The 16642-nt window shown below is 74.2% G+C and carries 13 protein-coding genes; 9 read left to right on the plus strand and 4 right to left on the minus strand.

Annotated features, from left to right (window positions below; genetic code table 11):
• The first annotated feature begins 53 nt into the window (after positions 1-53).
• The gene (locus D450_RS0109270) at positions 54-821 is read left to right on the plus strand and encodes an SDR family oxidoreductase (RefSeq protein ID WP_017538388.1); all 768 of its coding nucleotides are present in this window, start codon (positions 54-56) and stop codon (positions 819-821) included.
• Between the two features lie 105 nt (positions 822-926).
• On the opposite strand, the gene D450_RS0109275 is transcribed toward D450_RS0109270, so the two are convergent.
• Both D450_RS0109275 and D450_RS0109280 read right to left on the minus strand, forming a co-directional pair.
• The gene (locus tag D450_RS0109275; protein ID WP_017538389.1) at positions 927-1727 is read right to left on the minus strand and encodes a M48 family metallopeptidase; all 801 of its coding nucleotides are present in this window, start codon (positions 1725-1727) and stop codon (positions 927-929) included.
• A gap of 127 nt (positions 1728-1854) precedes the next feature.
• Entirely contained in the window at positions 1855-3786 is a 1932-nt protein-coding gene (locus D450_RS0109280; RefSeq protein WP_017538390.1) for an amidohydrolase, read from the minus strand.
• Between the two features lie 469 nt (positions 3787-4255).
• Here D450_RS0109280 and D450_RS0109285 point away from each other — a divergent pair, with 469 nt between their 5' ends.
• The gene (locus tag D450_RS0109285) at positions 4256-5398 is read left to right on the plus strand and encodes an acyltransferase family protein (protein WP_017538391.1); all 1143 of its coding nucleotides are present in this window, start codon (positions 4256-4258) and stop codon (positions 5396-5398) included.
• A gap of 136 nt (positions 5399-5534) precedes the next feature.
• On the opposite strand, the gene D450_RS0109290 is transcribed toward D450_RS0109285, so the two are convergent.
• Complete coding sequence (locus D450_RS0109290) at positions 5535-6551, minus strand: CDP-alcohol phosphatidyltransferase family protein (protein ID WP_017538392.1); 1017 nt, start codon at positions 6549-6551, stop codon at positions 5535-5537.
• A 240-nt stretch (positions 6552-6791) separates the two neighbouring features.
• On the opposite strand from D450_RS0109290, the gene D450_RS0109295 reads away from it, so the two are divergent.
• Complete coding sequence (locus tag D450_RS0109295) at positions 6792-8231, plus strand: GuaB1 family IMP dehydrogenase-related protein (RefSeq protein ID WP_017538393.1); 1440 nt, start codon at positions 6792-6794, stop codon at positions 8229-8231.
• Between the two features lie 82 nt (positions 8232-8313).
• On the opposite strand, the gene D450_RS0109300 is transcribed toward D450_RS0109295, so the two are convergent.
• A complete protein-coding gene (locus D450_RS0109300) occupies positions 8314-8802 on the minus strand; it encodes a nitroreductase family deazaflavin-dependent oxidoreductase (RefSeq protein ID WP_017538394.1) in 489 nt (162 codons plus the stop codon).
• 235 nt (positions 8803-9037) lie between these two features.
• Here D450_RS0109300 and D450_RS0109305 point away from each other — a divergent pair, with 235 nt between their 5' ends.
• The 6 genes from D450_RS0109305 to D450_RS0109330 all read left to right on the plus strand — a co-directional run bounded on the left by D450_RS0109305 (position 9038) and on the right by D450_RS0109330 (position 16641).
• Entirely contained in the window at positions 9038-9826 is a 789-nt protein-coding gene (locus tag D450_RS0109305) for an ABC transporter ATP-binding protein (RefSeq protein ID WP_017538395.1), read from the plus strand.
• Complete coding sequence (locus D450_RS0109310) at positions 9823-11976, plus strand: YhgE/Pip domain-containing protein (RefSeq protein ID WP_017538396.1); 2154 nt, start codon at positions 9823-9825, stop codon at positions 11974-11976. The genes D450_RS0109305 and D450_RS0109310 overlap by 4 nt, the downstream gene beginning before the upstream one ends.
• 90 nt (positions 11977-12066) lie before the next feature.
• Positions 12067-12657, plus strand: coding sequence for a TetR/AcrR family transcriptional regulator (locus D450_RS0109315; protein WP_017538397.1), 591 nt, complete (start codon positions 12067-12069; stop codon positions 12655-12657).
• Positions 12658-12785: 128 nt separating this feature from the next.
• On the plus strand, positions 12786-13541 hold the full coding sequence (locus tag D450_RS0109320; protein WP_017538398.1) for an ABC transporter ATP-binding protein: 756 nt from the start codon (positions 12786-12788) through the stop codon (positions 13539-13541).
• The gene (locus tag D450_RS0109325) at positions 13538-15871 is read left to right on the plus strand and encodes a YhgE/Pip domain-containing protein (protein WP_017538399.1); all 2334 of its coding nucleotides are present in this window, start codon (positions 13538-13540) and stop codon (positions 15869-15871) included. Before D450_RS0109320 ends, D450_RS0109325 begins: the two co-directional genes overlap by 4 nt.
• Positions 15872-16242: 371 nt before the next feature.
• On the plus strand, positions 16243-16641 hold the full coding sequence (locus D450_RS0109330) for a DUF3592 domain-containing protein (RefSeq protein WP_017538400.1): 399 nt from the start codon (positions 16243-16245) through the stop codon (positions 16639-16641).
• The last annotated feature ends 1 nt before the right edge of the window (position 16642 follow it).

Below are 16642 nucleotides of genomic sequence, written 5' to 3' on the forward strand. Positions count from 1 at the left end.
CAGTGTGGTCTGTCACGGGCCGCGGTTGTCACGTTCGCGGGTCCCGGAGTGTCATGGCGGGCATGAAGACGATTCTGGTCACCGGTGGGACGGGAACTCTCGGCACGGCGGTCGTGCGGCGGCTCCAGGCAGCGGGACGGGAGGTGCGGGTGCTGAGCCGGCGGGCGGACCCGGCCGGGGAGCAGGTGCGGCCCGACGGCGGGCCGGTGCGGTTCGTCGGCGACCTGCGCACCGGCGACGGGGTGGACGCGGCGGTGTCCGGCGCCGACACCGTCGTGCACTGCGCGACCATGCTCGGCCGGGACGACGTCCGGGCCACGCGGGTGCTGGCCGAGGCCGCCCGGCGCGCCGGAGGCGACCCCCACCTGCTCTACATCTCGATCGCGGGCATCGACGCCATCCCCCTGCCCTACTACCGTGCCAAGCTCGCGGCCGAGCACGTCGTGGAGAACAGCGGGCTGCCGTGGACGATCCTGCGCACCACCCAGTTCCACGACCTCCTGGCGACGGTCTTCCGGGCGCAGCGCGCGCTGCCGTGGACGACCGTGCTCTCCGGGGTGCGCTTCCAGCCGGTCGACGTGCGCGACGTGGCCGTCCGCCTGGCCGAGCTGGCCGAGAAGGGGCCGTCCGGCAGGGCGCCCGACCTGGGCGGCCCGCGGGTGCGCACCATGCGCGAGCTGGCGCGCGCCTACAGCGGCCGCCCGGTGCTGCCCGTGCCGCTCCCCGGCCGCATCGCCGGCGCCTTCCGCGCGGGCCACAACCTGGTCCCCGGCAACCGGTCCTCCGGACCCGGCTTCGAGGACTTCCTGGCGGATCGGTGAGCGGCCCCGGGGAGGACAGGGGTGTACCGACCGTCCCCGCCCTGCCTTCACCGAGCGCGGAGACAGGGCGGGGACGGAAAAGGCGGAGGGGAGGGAGCGGCGGCCTCAGAACACCCGGCCGGGGCGGGAGCGGTCCGCCAGGGCCTGGAAGCGCCAGGTGTTGACCGGGTGCGTGGACAGGAAGTTCACCAGCATCACGAAAAGCCCGTTGTCGGTGTTCCCGCGGTCCGCGATCGCGTGGAAGTCCACCGAGGGGTACAGGTACTTGCCCGCCGCCAGGACGCGCAGGCCGTACATGCCCTCCGGGCAGAACCGGTAGGCGTGGTTGTCCGCCGTGTACTCCTGGGCGCGGTTCAGCGTCGCCCCGATGCCGGGGATCACGTTGGCCACCGACACACCGAACTGGCGCCAGAACGACCCGTGCCCCGCCGCGATGTGGCCGACCTCGTGGCCGATCACGAACCGCAGCGCATCGGCGTCGGCGAGCCGGCCGCCGACCTCGAACAGGTCGCTGTTGACCGCCACGTACCTCCGGAACCCGTGCCCGGAGGCGAAGGCGTTGATCTGCCCGTTGCCCAGCACGACGTAGGCGTCGGGCACCTTGTCCATGCCGAACGCGCGGGCCGCGTCGGCGACCATGCGGTGCGCCTCGGGGAACTCGGTCTCGGTGATCAGCACCCCGTTGACCCGCTGCTTGGCGTAGAGCTGCCCGCGCGCGAAGAACACGAAGGCCGGGATCGCCAGCAGCATCAGGGGCCGGCCGCCGTCGCCCTCGTACGCCCGCGCCACCGCTCCGAGCACCGCCAGGGCCGTCACCGACACGCACAGCCCCAAGAGCATGTTCTCCCAGGGATGGCGCAGTTCACGGGCGCGCCGCCGGTCCCCCCACAACCACCGCTTGGCCATGCTCCCCATTCTGGGCGCACAGGCCCGGCTCGGCCTGTGGCCGCGCGGATAGAGGGGGATACGCGGGTCTGGAGGGACGGCGGTCCGGCCCGCCCGTGCCGGTGCGCGGGCGGGCCGGGGCCGGGCGCTAGAAGCGCTGCGGCGGGTCCTCATAGCCGTCGTGGCCGTCGCGGCCGTCATCGCCCTGCCGGTCGCGGTCGAACCGGTCCTGGTCGAACCGGTCCGGGTACGGCTCGCCCTGCGGCGGCGGTGCGTCGCCGAAGGGGGCCCCGCTCGGCGGCGGTGCCGACACGGGCGGGCCGGAGGGCGGCGGCGCGGCGATCGGCGGGCCCTGCGGGGGCGGCGGGGCCTGCGGCGGCGCCCCGAACGGCTCGGAGGCGTAGGGGTCGGCCGGGTAGGGCTCGGGCGCCTGCGGCGCGGGCGGCGGGGCCGCGAACGGGTCCGGCTCCTGGAAAGGGGCGCCGTCGCCGATGTGGCCGCCGGGTCCCCCCTGCAGCGGAGGGGCCTCGGGCGCGGCGGGGTCCGCTCCCAGGTCCCACGGCTCCTGCCCGCCGGGGGCGGGCTCGGCCGGCCCCGGCTCCCCCATGGCGAGCAGCGCGTCCATGTCGGCCTGCCGGGTGGAGACCGGGGCCTCCGCGGCCTCGGGCGGGGCGTCGTAGCCGGGCAGGCCCTCCGTGGGCGGCATGGGCGGAGCGGGCGCGTGCAGCGGCGCCTGCGCCCCGGTCGCCGCCGCGGGGGCGTCGGTCCCGGTGCCCAGGTAGGTCAGCGCGGCCACGGTGAGCGAGGCCAGCCCCGCGCGCAGGGTGGGCTCGCGGTCGGGCGCGAAGTACGGGGAGTGGTTGCTGGGCACCCCCGAGAGCTTCTCGTAGGGGGTCTCCCCCGGGGCCTGCTGCCACACGTCGTGCGGCGTGCCGCCGATGAACCAGTACACGTACGGCACCGGCCGGGGGTCGCCCGGAAGGCCGAACTCGCCCACGTCCTCGCTGCCGGTGAACGGCTCGGGCATCTCGATGACGTAGTCGTCGCCGAAGTAGGCCCGGTGGGCGGCCATCACCTCGCCGGTGCTCCCGGGGTCGTTCTCGGTGGTCCCCGCCCGCTGGACGATGTCCACCTCGGGCTCGCGCGGCGCGCCGGAGGCGGCCGCCTCGGCCTTGACGATGCGCCGGATCGCCTCGTGCAGCTGGTCGGCGACGGCCGCGTTCAGCGCCCGGGTGTTGATCTCCAGGTAGGCCTCGTCGGGGATGATGTTGGCCTTGCTCCCCGCGCGCAGTACGCCGACGGTGGCCACGGCCATCTCGCCGGGGCTGACCTCGCGGGCGACCACGGTCTGCAGCCGGGTGACGATGTTGGCGGCGATGACCACCGGGTCGACGGTGGTGTGCGGCCGGGAGGCGTGCCCGCCGACCCCGTGCACGCGCACCCGCAGCACCGCGCCGGCCGCCAGGATCACCCCGGGCCGGTGGGTGACGAGCCCGGCGGGCTGGGGTCCCACGTGCTGGCCGAGCACCACGTCGGGGCGGCCGAAGCGGGTGTAGAGCCCGTCGCGGAGCATGCCCAGCGCCCCGTCGATGGTCTCCTCGGCCGGCTGGGCGACCACCATCAGCGTGCCCTGCCAGCGGTCCCGCGCCTGGGCCAGCAGGTCGGCGGCGCCGACCAGGCAGGCGGTGTGCACGTCGTGCCCGCAGGCGTGCATCACCGGCACGTCGTCGCCCTCGGGGTCGGTGCCCCGGGCGGTGCTGGCGTAGGGCAGGCCGGTCTTCTCCTCCACCGGCAGGGCGTCCATGTCGGCGCGCAGCATGACGGTGGGACCGTCGCCGTTGCGCAGCAGGCCGACCACGCCCGTCCCGCCGACACCGGTGTGCACCTCGAACCCGGAGGTGCGCAGCCACTCGGCGACCGCGCTGGCCGTGCGGTGCTCCTGGTGCGAGAGCTCGGGGTTCTTGTGCAGGTCGACGTAGAACCCCTCGACCGGGGGGAACACCTCGTCGACGAGGCTCATGACGGCGCCGCCGTGCTCGGCGGCGCGGGTGGGTTCGACAGCGTGCGGCACGTACTCCACCGCCTTCCGTTCTCCGTGATGCGCGGACCGGCGGTGGACGGCACAGGTCACCGGCACCTCGCCCGCCCGCCGATTCTCTCGCCCGCCCTGGGCGAACTCAAACGGGGGGTGGGCTCCCGCGGCCCCCGCCCGCCCGGCCCCCTGCTCAGCTGTGCGCCCGATGGGAAATTTGAGAGACCACTCAGGAACGGCTGCGGGCGGACCCGGCGGATGTTATCGTCACGTTATCCGGACGCACGCCCGCCCCGTCCCCGCGGGACTCTTGCGGAAAGCCGCGAGCTGGAATTACTCTCCCCTGCGTTCGGCCGACCACCCTTGGGCACCGCCCTTCGCCCTGTGTACGGGTAGGGTGCCCGCCTGGAATTCTCTCAGGATTCCCAGCTTCGCCGCCCCCGGGCGGCGCCGCGCCGCGTCCGCGGCCGGCCGTTGCGACGACGTCCCTGCCCCGAGAAGGTGACCCGGAGACCCCGTGGCCTCGACGACCCGCCTGCCCGACGAGCCCCCCGCCCCGGACCGCGCCCCCGGCGCGGAGGCCGCCGCGCCCGCGCGCCCGCCGCGGGCCGGGCGCGACGCCCTGCTCGACAACGCCAAATTCCTGCTGATCGTGCTGGTCGTGGCCGGGCACGCGATCGAGCCGACGACCGAGTCGCGCATCGCCGAGGCGGTCTACTTCTGGGTCTACCTCTTCCACATGCCCGCGTTCGTTCTGATCAGCGGATACCTGTCGAAGTCCCAGGACGGCTCGGGGCGGCGCATCGACAAGCTGCTCACCACGATCGCCGCGCCCTACCTGATCTTCTGGGGCGTCTACGCGCTGCAGTCGCTGTCGGTGGACCGCAACCTGCCCGACGGTCCGCTGGAGCCGCTCTGGCTGACCTGGTTCCTGGCGGCGCTGTTCGTGTGGCGCCTGACGGTGCCGCTGTGGAAGCGGATCCGCTTCCCCCTGGCGGTGGCGGTGGCGGTCTCGCTGGCCGGGGGGCTGGTCGCCACCGGCGACGTCCTGGGGATGTCGCGCATCGTCAGCCTGCTGCCGTTCTTCGTGGCCGGGCTGCTGATGGAGCAGCGCCACCTGGACCTGCTCAAGTCGGGCTGGGTGCGCGCCTGGTCGGTGGGGGTCCTGGTGGTCACCGCCGCCATGTCCTACCTGTACCTGGAGCAGCTCAGCCGCGAGTGGATCTACTGGCGGGAGAGCCTGGCCGACCGGGACATGGACATCCTCCCGGTGGGCATCCCGGGCCGGATCCTGTTCATGCTGCTGGCGTTCTCACTGACGGTGGCGGTGCTCTCGCTGACCCCGCGCGCCAAGACGTGGTTCACCCGCTACGGCGCCCTGACCATGTACGCCTTCCTGCTGCACGGCCTGGTCATCCGGATCGCCGAGCAGTTCGGCTGGTACGAGTGGGCCCTGGGGACCCTGGGCGACATCGGCGCGTTCGCGGTCACCGGCGTCCTGGGCGTGGGCCTGACCTTCCTGCTGATGTCGGCGTGGGTGCGGGCCGGGACGCACTGGCTGGTCGAGCCGAAGCTGGACTGGATCCTGCGGCGCGACCGCGACCTCCGGCCCGCCCCGTCCCTCCGGCTCCCCGACCTCCGGCTCCCCGGCCGGCGCTGAGGCCGCGGCGGAGGCGGCGCGAACCGGGGGAGGGAACCGTCGGCGAAGGGCGTCGAAGAGGGGCGGGGCCGTGCGGCCCCGCCCCTCTTCTTCCCCGCGTTCCTCTCCGCGCCGTGCGGGCGGTGTGCGCAGCGGCTCAGCCCCGGTTCCCTCCGTGGTCCCGGCGCAGCCGCTCCAGCTCCTTGCCGAAGTCGCGGGTGGCCAGCCACAGCTTGGCGACGATGGCCAGCTCGAAGGCCAGCAGCGCCGCGCAGGAGAGCACGGTGACCGCGACGACGAGCGTGGTGCCCGGCCACACCGCCGAGAGCACCGCGGTCAGCGGCGCGACCACGCACACGAACATCTCGAACTCGATGCCGCTGAACAGGTGCGGCCGCACCCGGCTGCGCAGCAGCCACCGCCGCAGCCGCTCGTACCAGCCCATCCGCTCGCTGAACCCGGCGTGCACGTCGACCACCCGGGCGCCCTCGGCCTTGGCCCGGGCGTAGACCTGCTCGCGGTCGAGCGAGGGGTCCTCGCGCAGCGCCTCCTCCATGAACACCACGCGCTCGCCGCTCTCCTCGCCCTCGGCCTCGGGGACCCGGCCGGCGGTGGTCTCGGTGCTCTCCGGGTCGGCCACGCCGGCGTCCACGTCCCGCCCCGCGGCGGCCTCGCGCAGCTTGTCCCGCATGGCCTGGCGGGTCTTGGCGACCTGGGCGCCGTTGAGGTAGCGCAGCAGGTCCACGAAGACCGCCACCGGCGCCAGCAGCAGGTAGACCGCCTCCCCGGTGGCCGCCCACTGGCCGACGAGCAGAGCCATCATGCAGCCGAAGAAGCGGATCCGGTCGAAGACGAAGTCGACCCAGGCGCCGAAGACCGACCCGTTGCCCTTGAGCCGGGCGATCTTGCCGTCCATGCAGTCGAGCACGAAGCTCAGGTGGAACAGCACCGCGCCCAGAACCAGCCACGGCCAGGTGCCCAGGGCGAACGCCACCGCCGACCCCAGCCCCAGCACCCCCGCGCCGAAGGTGATCTGGTTGGGGGTGGTGTTCGTGCGGTTGGCGGTCCACACCACCAGGCGGGAGGCGAGCGGATCCACCAGGAAGACGGTCCACCATGCGTCGCGGCTCTTATAGGTCCGCTCGCGGACGTCGGCGAGGGTAAAGGTCGTCATCTCTTCTCCTGCGGGCCTCCCCCGGCGCCGCGTGTCGGCTCCGGCGGGCGGTGCGTCCGCGGGGAGGATCGTCTCCAGGAGGGCGCCTGCGGGAGGGGAGGATGGTCGGGACCGGAAGATCATCCCAGACGGGATGTCGGGTATTCCAATCGGCGCGGTCATAATTGACAAGTAAGAACGGGCTTCGGCCGGGCACTGACCCGACCGGCCGGCCCGGACGGCATCGACCGAGGTAGTGGCGTGCGCTTTCTGAACGACCAGGTCCCCCAGCATGACCTGACCTACAGCGACGTGTTCATGGTCCCCCGGCGGTCCGCGGTGGGCTCGCGCCTGGGCGTGGACCTGTCGACCGGCGACGGGACGGGGACGACGATCCCCATCGTAGTCGCGAACATGACCGCGGTGGCCGGGCGGCGGATGGCCGAGACGGTGGCCCGGCGCGGCGGCATCACCGTCATCCCGCAGGACATCCCCATCGACGTGGTGACCGACGTGATCACCTGGACCAAGCGCCGCAACCTGGTCCACGACACCCCGCTCACCCTGGGGCCGACCGACACCATCGGCGACGCGCTCAACCTGCTGCCCAAGCGGGCGCACAACGCCGTCATCGTCATCGACGGCGAGCGCCGCCCGCTGGGCGTGGTGACCGACGCCGACTGCGTGGGCCAGGACCGCTTCACCCAGCTGCGCGAGGTGATGTCGGGCGATGTGCTCACCGTCGCCGAGGGCACCGAGCCCAAGGAGGCCTTCCAGACGCTGCACGACTTCCGGCACCGGCTGGCGCCGGTGGTCGACGCCGACGGGGCGCTGGTGGGCGTGCTCACCCGCACCGGCGCGCTGCGGGCGACCCTGTACTCCCCGGCCGTGGACCACGACGGCGACCTGCGCATCGCGGCCGCGGTGGGCATCAACGGCGACGTGGCCGGGCGCGCCGCGGAGCTGCTGGAGGCCGGGGTGGACACCCTGGTCATCGACACCGCCCACGGCCACCAGGAGAAGATGCTGAGCGCGCTGCGCAAGGTGCGCGGGCTGGACCCGCGGGTGCCGCTGGTGGCCGGCAACGTGGTGACCGCCGAGGGCACCCGCGACCTGGTCGAGGCCGGCGCCGACATCGTCAAGGTCGGCGTGGGGCCGGGCGCCATGTGCACCACCCGGATGATGACCGCCGTGGGCCGGCCGCAGTTCTCCGCGGTGCTGGAGTGCGCACAGGCCGCCCGCGAGCTCGGGGCCCACGTGTGGGCCGACGGCGGCGTGCGCCACCCGCGCGACGTGGCGCTGGCGCTGGCCGCGGGCGCCTCCAACGTGATGATCGGCTCCTGGTTCGCCGGCACCTTCGAGTCGCCCGGCGACGTGCTGCGCGACGCCCAGGGCCGGATGTACAAGGAGAGCTTCGGCATGGCCTCGGCGCGGGCGGTGCGGCTGCGCACCGCCGAGGACTCGGCCTTCGAGCGGGCGCGCAAGGCGCTGTTCGAGGAGGGCATCTCCTCGGGCCGGATGTACCTGGACCCCGAGCGCCCCAGCGTGGAGGACCTGATCGACGAGATCGTCGCCGGGGTGCGCAGCTCGATGACCTACGCCGGCGCGTCGAACCTCCAGGAGTTCGCCGAGCGCGCCACCATCGGCCTGCAGAGCACCGCCGGGTTCACCGAGGGCAAGCCGGTGCCGACCAGCTGGTAGCGGCCGTCCGGCGGGGGCCTCCCCCGTCGCGGGCCCCGGCGGGAGAACGCTCCCGCCGGGGCCCGCCGCATGTCCGGGGCCCTCAGGCCCGGCCGGGCTCCTCCAGCAGCACGACGGGGATCTCGCGCTCGGTCCACGACTGGTAGTCGGCGTACCGGGGATAGAGCGCGACGAGCCGGGGCCACAGCCGCTCCCGCTCCTCGGGCCCGGCGGTGCGGGCCCGCCGCAGGCTCAGGTCGGCGCCGGTCTGCAGCACCGCACGCGGCTCCTGGAGGAGGTTGCGGTACCACATCGGGTGGCGGTCCATGCCGCCCTGGGAGGCCACGACCGCCACCGAGCCGTCCTCCAGGCCCAGGTAGAGCAGCGGCGCGGTGCGCAGCCGCCCGGTCTTGCGCCCCCGGGTGGTCAGCAGGCAGACCGGGACCCCGTGCGGGCGGTCCCGGTTCGCGGGCAGGCGCCCGCCCAGGCGCCCGTCGGTGGCGCGGTAGAGGACCGCGTTGATCCGGGACACCGCCTTCACGGCGCGCCGGGTCGCGGGCGCGTCCAGCCTCGGGGGCCTGCTCGGGGTCATGGGTCCTCCCATCGGGGTCGCCCGAACGCTACGCCGCCTCCCCCACCTCTGGTCAAGATGTCCCCGATGGCCCGATTCGGCCGCATTTCGGGGAACCGGCGCCGCCACCCCGTGACCGATCCCACCGCCGCACAGTGCCGCACAGGGCCGCACGCGCTCCACTCCTGGCGTACTTTTGTACTGACTGGTCAGTTCAAAAGATGCGGGCGAGCACGAGCGAGCGGAGGACGAGCGCATGCGCACGGCGACGGGGGCGCGGGTCAGGGCCGAGGACCTGGGACTGCGGACCGGCCAGGGGACCGTCTACGCGGGGGTGGGGCTGGACGCCGCCCCCGGATCGCTGACCGTGCTGCGGGCCGACTCCGGCGGAGGGCGCACCTCCCTGCTGCTCACCCTGGCCGGGCGGATGCGCCCCACCTCCGGCACGCTGGCCGTCGACGGCCACGAGCTGCCGCGCGCCGCCCGCCGGGTGCGCGGCACGGCCGCCCTGGCGCTCTGCGAGGGCGTCAACGACCTGGACGAGCGGCTGCGGGTCGAGGAGCACCTGCGCGAGCGGATGCTCATGCGCCTGCGCCCGGCCCCGCGCTCGATCACCGGCCCCGCCCTGGCCGCCGCCGGGCTGGACGGCCTGGACACCCGGTGCCTGGTGGGCGAGCTGAGCATGGCCGACAAGCGCCGCCTGGGGGTGGCGCTGGCGCTGCTGGACGAGCCCCGCCTGGTCCTGGTGGACAACGCCGACACCGGTCTGGGCCCCGAGCAGCAGCGCGCGTTCTTCAAGCGGCTGCGCACCGTCGCCGACACCGGGCCGACCGTCATCGCCGCCTGCGCCGACGCCGAGGCGGCCCGCGGGATCGCCGAGGTGGTCGAGATCGGCGGACAGGGCCCGCCCCCGGAGGGGCGCCACCACGCCGGCCGCGCGCCCGCCGACTCCCCGGCCGACTCCCCCTCCGAGTCCCCCGAGTCCCCGGCCGAGTCCCCCGCACCGACCGCCACCCCGAACCGTTCCGAGAAGGAGAACGCGTGAAGCTCCGGAGGCCCCGGGCCCTTCCCTCGCTCCGCCTGGGCGGCCTGTCCGTCCGGTCGTTCTTCCGGGCGCGGCTGACGACCGCCGCGATCATCGCGCTGACCATCATCCCGCTGCTCTACTCCGGCCTGTACCTGTGGTCGTTCTGGGACCCCTTCGACCGGATGGACAACCTGCCGGTCGCCCTGGTCAACGAGGACCGCCCGGTCGAGGTCGGCGGGGAGGAGCTCAGCGCCGGCGACGAGATCGCCGACGAGCTGCTGGAGGGCGGCGACCTCGACTGGCGCCTCGTCGAGGCCGACGAGGCCGCCTCCGGCGTCGCCCAGGGCCGCTACTACGTGTCGCTGACCATCCCCGAGGACTTCAGCGAGCGCCTGGCCTCCCCCGACGAGGACGGCGCCGACCCGGTGCCGGCCATGCTGGAGGCCGACTTCAACGACGCCAACGGCTTCACCGTGCGCCAGCTGCTCACCTCGGCGTTCAAGGAGGTGCGGTCGGCCGCCGCGAGCACCGCGGTGGCGGACTACCTGGACAAGATGTTCGTCGGGTTCAACGACGTGCACGAGGCCACCGAGGAGGCGGCCGACGGCGCCGGCAAGGTCGCCGACGGCACCGCCGACGCCAAGGACGGCGCGGACCGGCTGGACGACGGGCTCGACGACGCCAAGGACGGCTCCTCGCAGCTCTCCACGGGCACCGGGGAGCTCAGCTCGGGCATCGACCGGCTCTACGACGGATCCAAGACCCTGACGGCGGGGCTGGAGGAGGCCTCCGGCAAGGTCTCCAGCGCCGCCGACGAGCTCAACCCCAAGGCCGACAAGGCCGTCCCGGTGCTGCGGGAGAACGAAGAGGAGATCACCACCGTCGCCGAGGAGGCCGAGACGGCCGCCGACGCTCTGTCCGAGGCGCTGGGCAAGCTCCCGGCGGAACCGACCCAGGTGCGCCAGGACGCCGAGGACGCGCGCGCCCTCTCCGAGGAGATCGGCGACCACCTCGAAGCGAACCCGGACATGGAGACCACCGACCCCGCCGCCTACCGCCTGTTCACCAAGGCCCAGGACCGCCTGTCCTCCGGCGCGGACTACGCCGACTTCATCGCCGACAACTGGGACCGCATCACCACCGTCAAGAACAAGGCCGACAAGGTCGCCGACATCGCCGGGACCGTCGCCGACACCGTCCCCGGCCTCGCCGACGAGGCCGAGGACGCGCAGGACAAGCTCAACGAGCTGGACGAGGGCCTGGGCGAGCTGGCCGAGGGCAGCCGGACCCTGCGCGACGGCCTCGAGGACGCCTCCGGCGGCGCCGAGGAGCTGGACGAGGGCGCCGGCTCCCTGGACAGCGGCATCGGCGAGCTCAACGACGGGGCCGGGCAGCTGGGCTCGGGCCTGGGCGAGCTCAAGGACGGCTCGAACGAGCTGGCCGGCGGCCTGGAGGAGGGCGTCGACCAGATCCCCACCTTCGGCTCCGACGAGCGCGACGCCCGCGGCGACATGATGAGCGAGCCGGTCCGGCTCTCCTCGGCCGTCGACAACGAGGCCCCGCAGTACGGCACCGGGTTCGCCCCGTTCTTCATCCCGCTGTCGCTGTGGGTGGGCGCCATGATGATCTACATGGTGCTGGCGCCGATGTCCTCGCGCGCGCTGGCCTCGGCCGCCCCGTCGTGGCGGATCGCCCTGGCCGGGTGGGTCCCGGCCGCGGCCATCGGCGCCGTCCAGGTCGCCATCAGCCTGACCGTGCTGCACCTTTCGCTGGGCCTGGAGGCCGAGCGCTGGGCGGCCACCACCGGGCTGCTGCTGCTGACCGTGGCCGCCTACACCGCGGTGGTGCAGTGGGCCAACGCCCGCTTCGGCTCGGCCGGGCGCATCCTGGCCCTGGTGCTGCTGATGCTGCAGCTCACCTCCGCCGGGGGCACCTACCCGATCGAGACCAGCGACGGGTTCTTCCAGGCGATCTCGCCGTACCTGCCGATGAGCTGGGTGGTCTCCTCGCTGCGGGTGCTGATCAGCGGCGGGGACACCACCGTGGTGCTCCAGGCCTGCGGGGTGCTGGCCGCCTACACGGTGGTCTTCGGACTGCTGACCTGGCTGGCCGTGGCGCGCAAGCGGATGTGGACGATGAGCGCCCTGCACCCGGCGCTGAAGCTGTGAGCTGGGCCCGGGGGCGCCCGCGCGGCGCCCCCGGGCCGGAAAGGCGGGATAATGGCAGGTGCGACCATCCCCCGTACGCAGGAGCGACCCGTGAGCGCGCGACGCGAGGCCACCCGGCAGCGCCTCTTCCAGGCCACCCTGGAGGAGGTCTCCGCGAACGGCCTGGACGCCGTGACCGTGGACCAGATCGCCGAACGCGCCGGCCTGGCCAAGGGCACCGTCTACTACAACTTCGGCGGCAAGGCCGAGCTGTTCACCGCCTTCATGGAGTGGGGCGTGGACCGGTTCGCGGCCATGCTCCGCGAGGGCGCCTCCGGTCCGCCCCGTGCGGCGCTCTCCGGGCTGGTCCGCGCCGAGCTGCAGTTCATCGCCGAGTACGAGGACCTGGCCCGGCTGCTGCTGTCGGAGTCCTGGCGCACCCACCAGGCCTGGGAGGCCACGGCGCTGCGCATCCGCCGCCAGGCCATCGACGTGTTCAGCGGGCTGCTGGACGCGCTGGCGGCCGAAGAGGGGATGCGCCCCGGACTGGACACCGCGGTGGCCGGGTCGGCGCTGTTCGGGATGGCGCTCACCGCCGCCCTGGAGTGGCGCACGCTCGCCCCCGAGCGCCCGCTGGAGGAGGTCCACGCCGTGCTGATGCGGCTGATCGACGACATCCTGGAGGCCGAGGGCCGCCCCTGACGGCGCCCCCGCTTCCGCCCGTTGGTTCGGGCTTCGTCCCGGTATCGCCAAGTCCGAGCGTGGCGCGTTGCCCCGCCGCCGCCGGACCCCGCACGCTCGTGACCAGGAGGCGAGCCGAGGGGGGGCGGATGCGCCGTGCGACGGGGGCCCGGGTCGAGGCCGAGGAACTGGAGCTGCGCACCGGGGAGGGCCCGGTCTACTCCGGGGTCGCCCTGCGGGCCGCACCGGGGTCGCTGACCGCCGTCGCCGGGGACGCCGGGAGCGGGCGCACCGCGCTCCTGCTCACCCTGGCCGGGCGGATGCGGCCCTCCGGCGGGCGGCTGGTGGTGGACGGGCACGAGCTGCCCCGGCGCGCCCGCCGGGTGCGCGCCATCACCGCCCTCGGGCTCTCCGCGGGCGTCAACGACCTGGACGAGCGGCTGCGGGTCGCCGAGCACCTGACCGAGCGGATGCTGCTGCGGTTCCGGCCCGCCCCCCGCTCGGCGGTCGACCCGGCGCTGAAGGAGGCCGGCCTGGACGGGCTGGACACCCGGACGCTGGCCAAGGACCTGACGGCGCTGGAGCGCCGGAGGCTGGGGGTGGCCCTGGCGCTGCTGGAGGAGCCGCGCCTGCTGCTGGTGGACGACGCCGACGAGGGCCTGGGCGAGGAGCACCGGCGCGCGTTCTGGGGGACGCTCCGCGCCCTGGCCGACTCCGGGCTGACCGTCGTCGCCGCCTGCGGCGACGCCGCCGAGGCCGACGGGGACACCGCGGTGGTCCGCCTGGAGCGGGCCGCGCGCGGCACGGACCCCGGCTCCGGTTCCCGCGACGGCGACGGGGGCGAGGGCGGCCGCCGGCGCTCGGTGCGCCTGTCCGAGCTGTTCGGGCGCAAGGAGGCCGGATGAAGGCCCCGAAGATGCGCTTCCTGCCCACCCTGCGCCTGGGATGGCTCTCGGCCCGCTCCTTCCTGCGCCACCCGCTGACCATCGCCGCGCTGTGCGCCCTGACGATCGTGCCGCTGCTGTACACCGGCATGTACCTGTGGGCGTTCTGGGACCCCTTCGGCAAGCTGAGCAACCTGCCGGTGGCGCTGGTCAACGAGGACGAGCCGGCGACCGCGGACGGCGAGACCGTCACCGCCGGGGACGACCTGACCGAGGAGCTGGTCGAGCGCGGCGACCTCGCCTGGCGGGTGACCGACGCCGACGACGCCGCCTCCGGGGTCGCCGACGGGCGCTACTACGCCTCGGTCACCATCCCCGAGGACTTCAGCGCCGACCTGGCCTCCCCCGCCGACACCGGGTCCGACCCCACGCGCGCGCGGCTGGAGGTCCACTACAACGACGCGACCAACTACATCGCCTCGGAACTGCTGTCGATGGGGCTCACCGAGATCGAGAAGGCGGTCGACGCCACCGCGATCTCCCGGTACCTGGACACGATGTTCGTCGGCTTCAACGAGATCCACTCCCGCACCGAGGAGGCCGCCGACGGGGCCGGCGAGCTGGCCGGCGGCGCCTCGGAGGCCAAGGACGGCTCCGGCCGCCTCTACGACGGGCTGACCGACGCCGAGGACGGGGCCGGGGACCTCGCCGACGGCGCCGCCTCCGCGGAGGAGGGGGCGGGCGACCTCGCCGACGGCGCGGCCACCGCCGAGGAGGGCGCCCAGGACCTGGCCCAGGGCGCCTCCACCGCCCACGACGGCGCCTCCGAACTGGAGTCCGGGCTGGGCGAGCTGCACTCGGGGGCGGCGGAGCTGGCCGAGGGCGCCGGCTCGGCCTCGGAGAGGGTCAACGCCAAGGCCGAGGAGGTCGATGCGCTCGCCGACGAGTGGATCCCGCTCGTCAAGGAGCACTCCCCCGAGATCGAGGAGGGCGCGGGGGACGTCGCCGACGCCGCCGACGCGCTCGCGGCCGCCCTGGACGAGTGGCCGGAGATCTGCCACAAGGACACCGCGCGGCTCAACGCCTTCGAGGAGGAGCTGGACGACCCGGCGCTGCACCCCGACATCCCGCCGGAGGTCCGGGAGACCCTCAAGGAGGCGATCGACCTCGCGCTGAAGGCGGACCGGTACGTGGAGGAGCACCGGGACCGCATCGACGCCGTCGCCTCGGACGCGCGCGACGTGCGGGACCTGGCCCGGGAGCTCCAGAACGAGGCCCCGCACCTGGCCGACGACGCCGAGGACGCCCGGAACCAGGTCGACGAGCTCGCCTCCGGGCTGGAGGAGCTGGCCTCCGGGGCACGCGGGCTGCGCGACGGACTGGCCACCGCCGAGGACGGCGCGGGCGACCTGGACGACGGGCTGGGCGACCTGGAGGACGGGGCCGACGACCTCTCCGGCGGCCTGGGCGACCTGCGGGAGGGCGCCGACGAACTGGACGCGGGCCTGGGCGAACTCGCGGGCGGGGCGGGGACGCTGGACGAGGGCGTCACCGAGCTGCGCATCGGCGCCGGCGACCTGGACGACGGGCTGGGCGACCTGGAGGACGGCTCGGACGAGCTGGCCGGGGGCCTCCAGGACGGGGCGGAGCAGATCCCCACCTTCGACGAGGACTCCCGCCAGGCCCGCGACGCGATGATGAGCTCGCCCACCCGGCTGGACTCCACCACCTCCAACCCCGTCGCCGACTACGGGACCGGGTTCGCCCCGTTCTTCCTGGGGCTGTCGCTGTGGGTGGGCGCCATGGTGGTGTACATGGTGCTGCCGACCGCCTCGGGCCGGGCGCTGGCCTCCACCGCCCCCTCCTGGCGGGTGGCGGTGGCCGGGTGGCTGCCCGGACTGGCGCTGGGCGCGGCGCAGGCGGTGGTCATGGTCGGCGCCCTGCACCTGCTGCTGGGGCTGGACGCGGTGGACTGGCCGGGGCTGATCGGCTTCCTGGTGCTGGTCGCCGCCGCCTACACCTCGATCGTGCACTGGGTGGACGTCCAGTTCGGGGCGCCGGGCAAGGTGATCGTGCTGGTGCTGCTGATCGTGCAGATCGTCTCGGCCGGAGGCACCTACCCGCTGCAGACCAGCCCGGGGCTCCTGCAGGCGATCGCCCCGTACATGCCGATGTACTGGGCGGTGACCGCGAGCCGCCACCTGATCAGCGGCGGGGACCCGCAGACGGTGCTGCACGCGTGCCTGGTGCTGGGCGCCTCCACCCTCGGCGGGCTGCTGCTGGGGTGGGCGGCGGTGGCCGGCAAGCGGGTGTGGAGCATGTCCCGGCTGCACCCGGCGCTGGAGATCTGAACGGTGAGGGGCCGGGTCCCACCACGGACTCCGGCCCCCGCCGTACGGGCCCGAACGCGCCCGGCCGGGCCCCGTGCGGCCTGACGGCGCGGCCCCGTATTCCCCGCCGCCGGCTGCTCCCGACGCTATCGGCGCCGCCGGCCGGGCCGCATCGCCCCGGGAGCGTATCCCCGTCTACGACGAAAGGCGGTCCCCTGCTCGTCCAGGAGGAGGGCGGAGCGCCCGAGGCGTCATGGGGCACCTGTCATGGGCCCCGGACGCGTGGCCCGGCGCGCACGCAGCGTCAGAGTGCGGCAGGGCACCTACCCGCGGCCCACCGGGTGTTCTAGCCTGTGCAGCGGTATCGCCTGACCCTGTGGAGCAGATCCGCCGTGGCCGACTTCTATCCTCTCCTGCCGATCGCCGCCGGCGTCGGGGTGCTCTACGCCTACTTCCGCCACGCCCTGTGGACCGGGCTGCTGCTGCGCAACGGCCTGCGGGCCGAAGGCGAGATCGTCGGATACGCCGAGTCCAACACCACCGCCCGGATGATCGTCCGGTTCACCACGCACCTGGGCGAGGAGGTCCACGCCCAGCACGAGAGCACGGGGTGGACCGCCTCCAAGCACGGCGACGCGGTGACGGTCACTTACCACCCCAACCGCCCCGAGGTCGCGCGCATCGTCGACGCACCGTGGCTGAGCAACTGGGTGCACATCATGTTCGCCCTGGTCGGCATGGTCCTGGTCGGGGTCGGCTGCTTCCTGGGCTACCTGCACTGGATCGCCTGAG

The organism is Nocardiopsis halophila DSM 44494 (genome assembly GCF_000341245.1).
In the GTDB taxonomy this organism is placed as follows: domain Bacteria; phylum Actinomycetota; class Actinomycetes; order Streptosporangiales; family Streptosporangiaceae; genus Nocardiopsis_A; species Nocardiopsis_A halophila.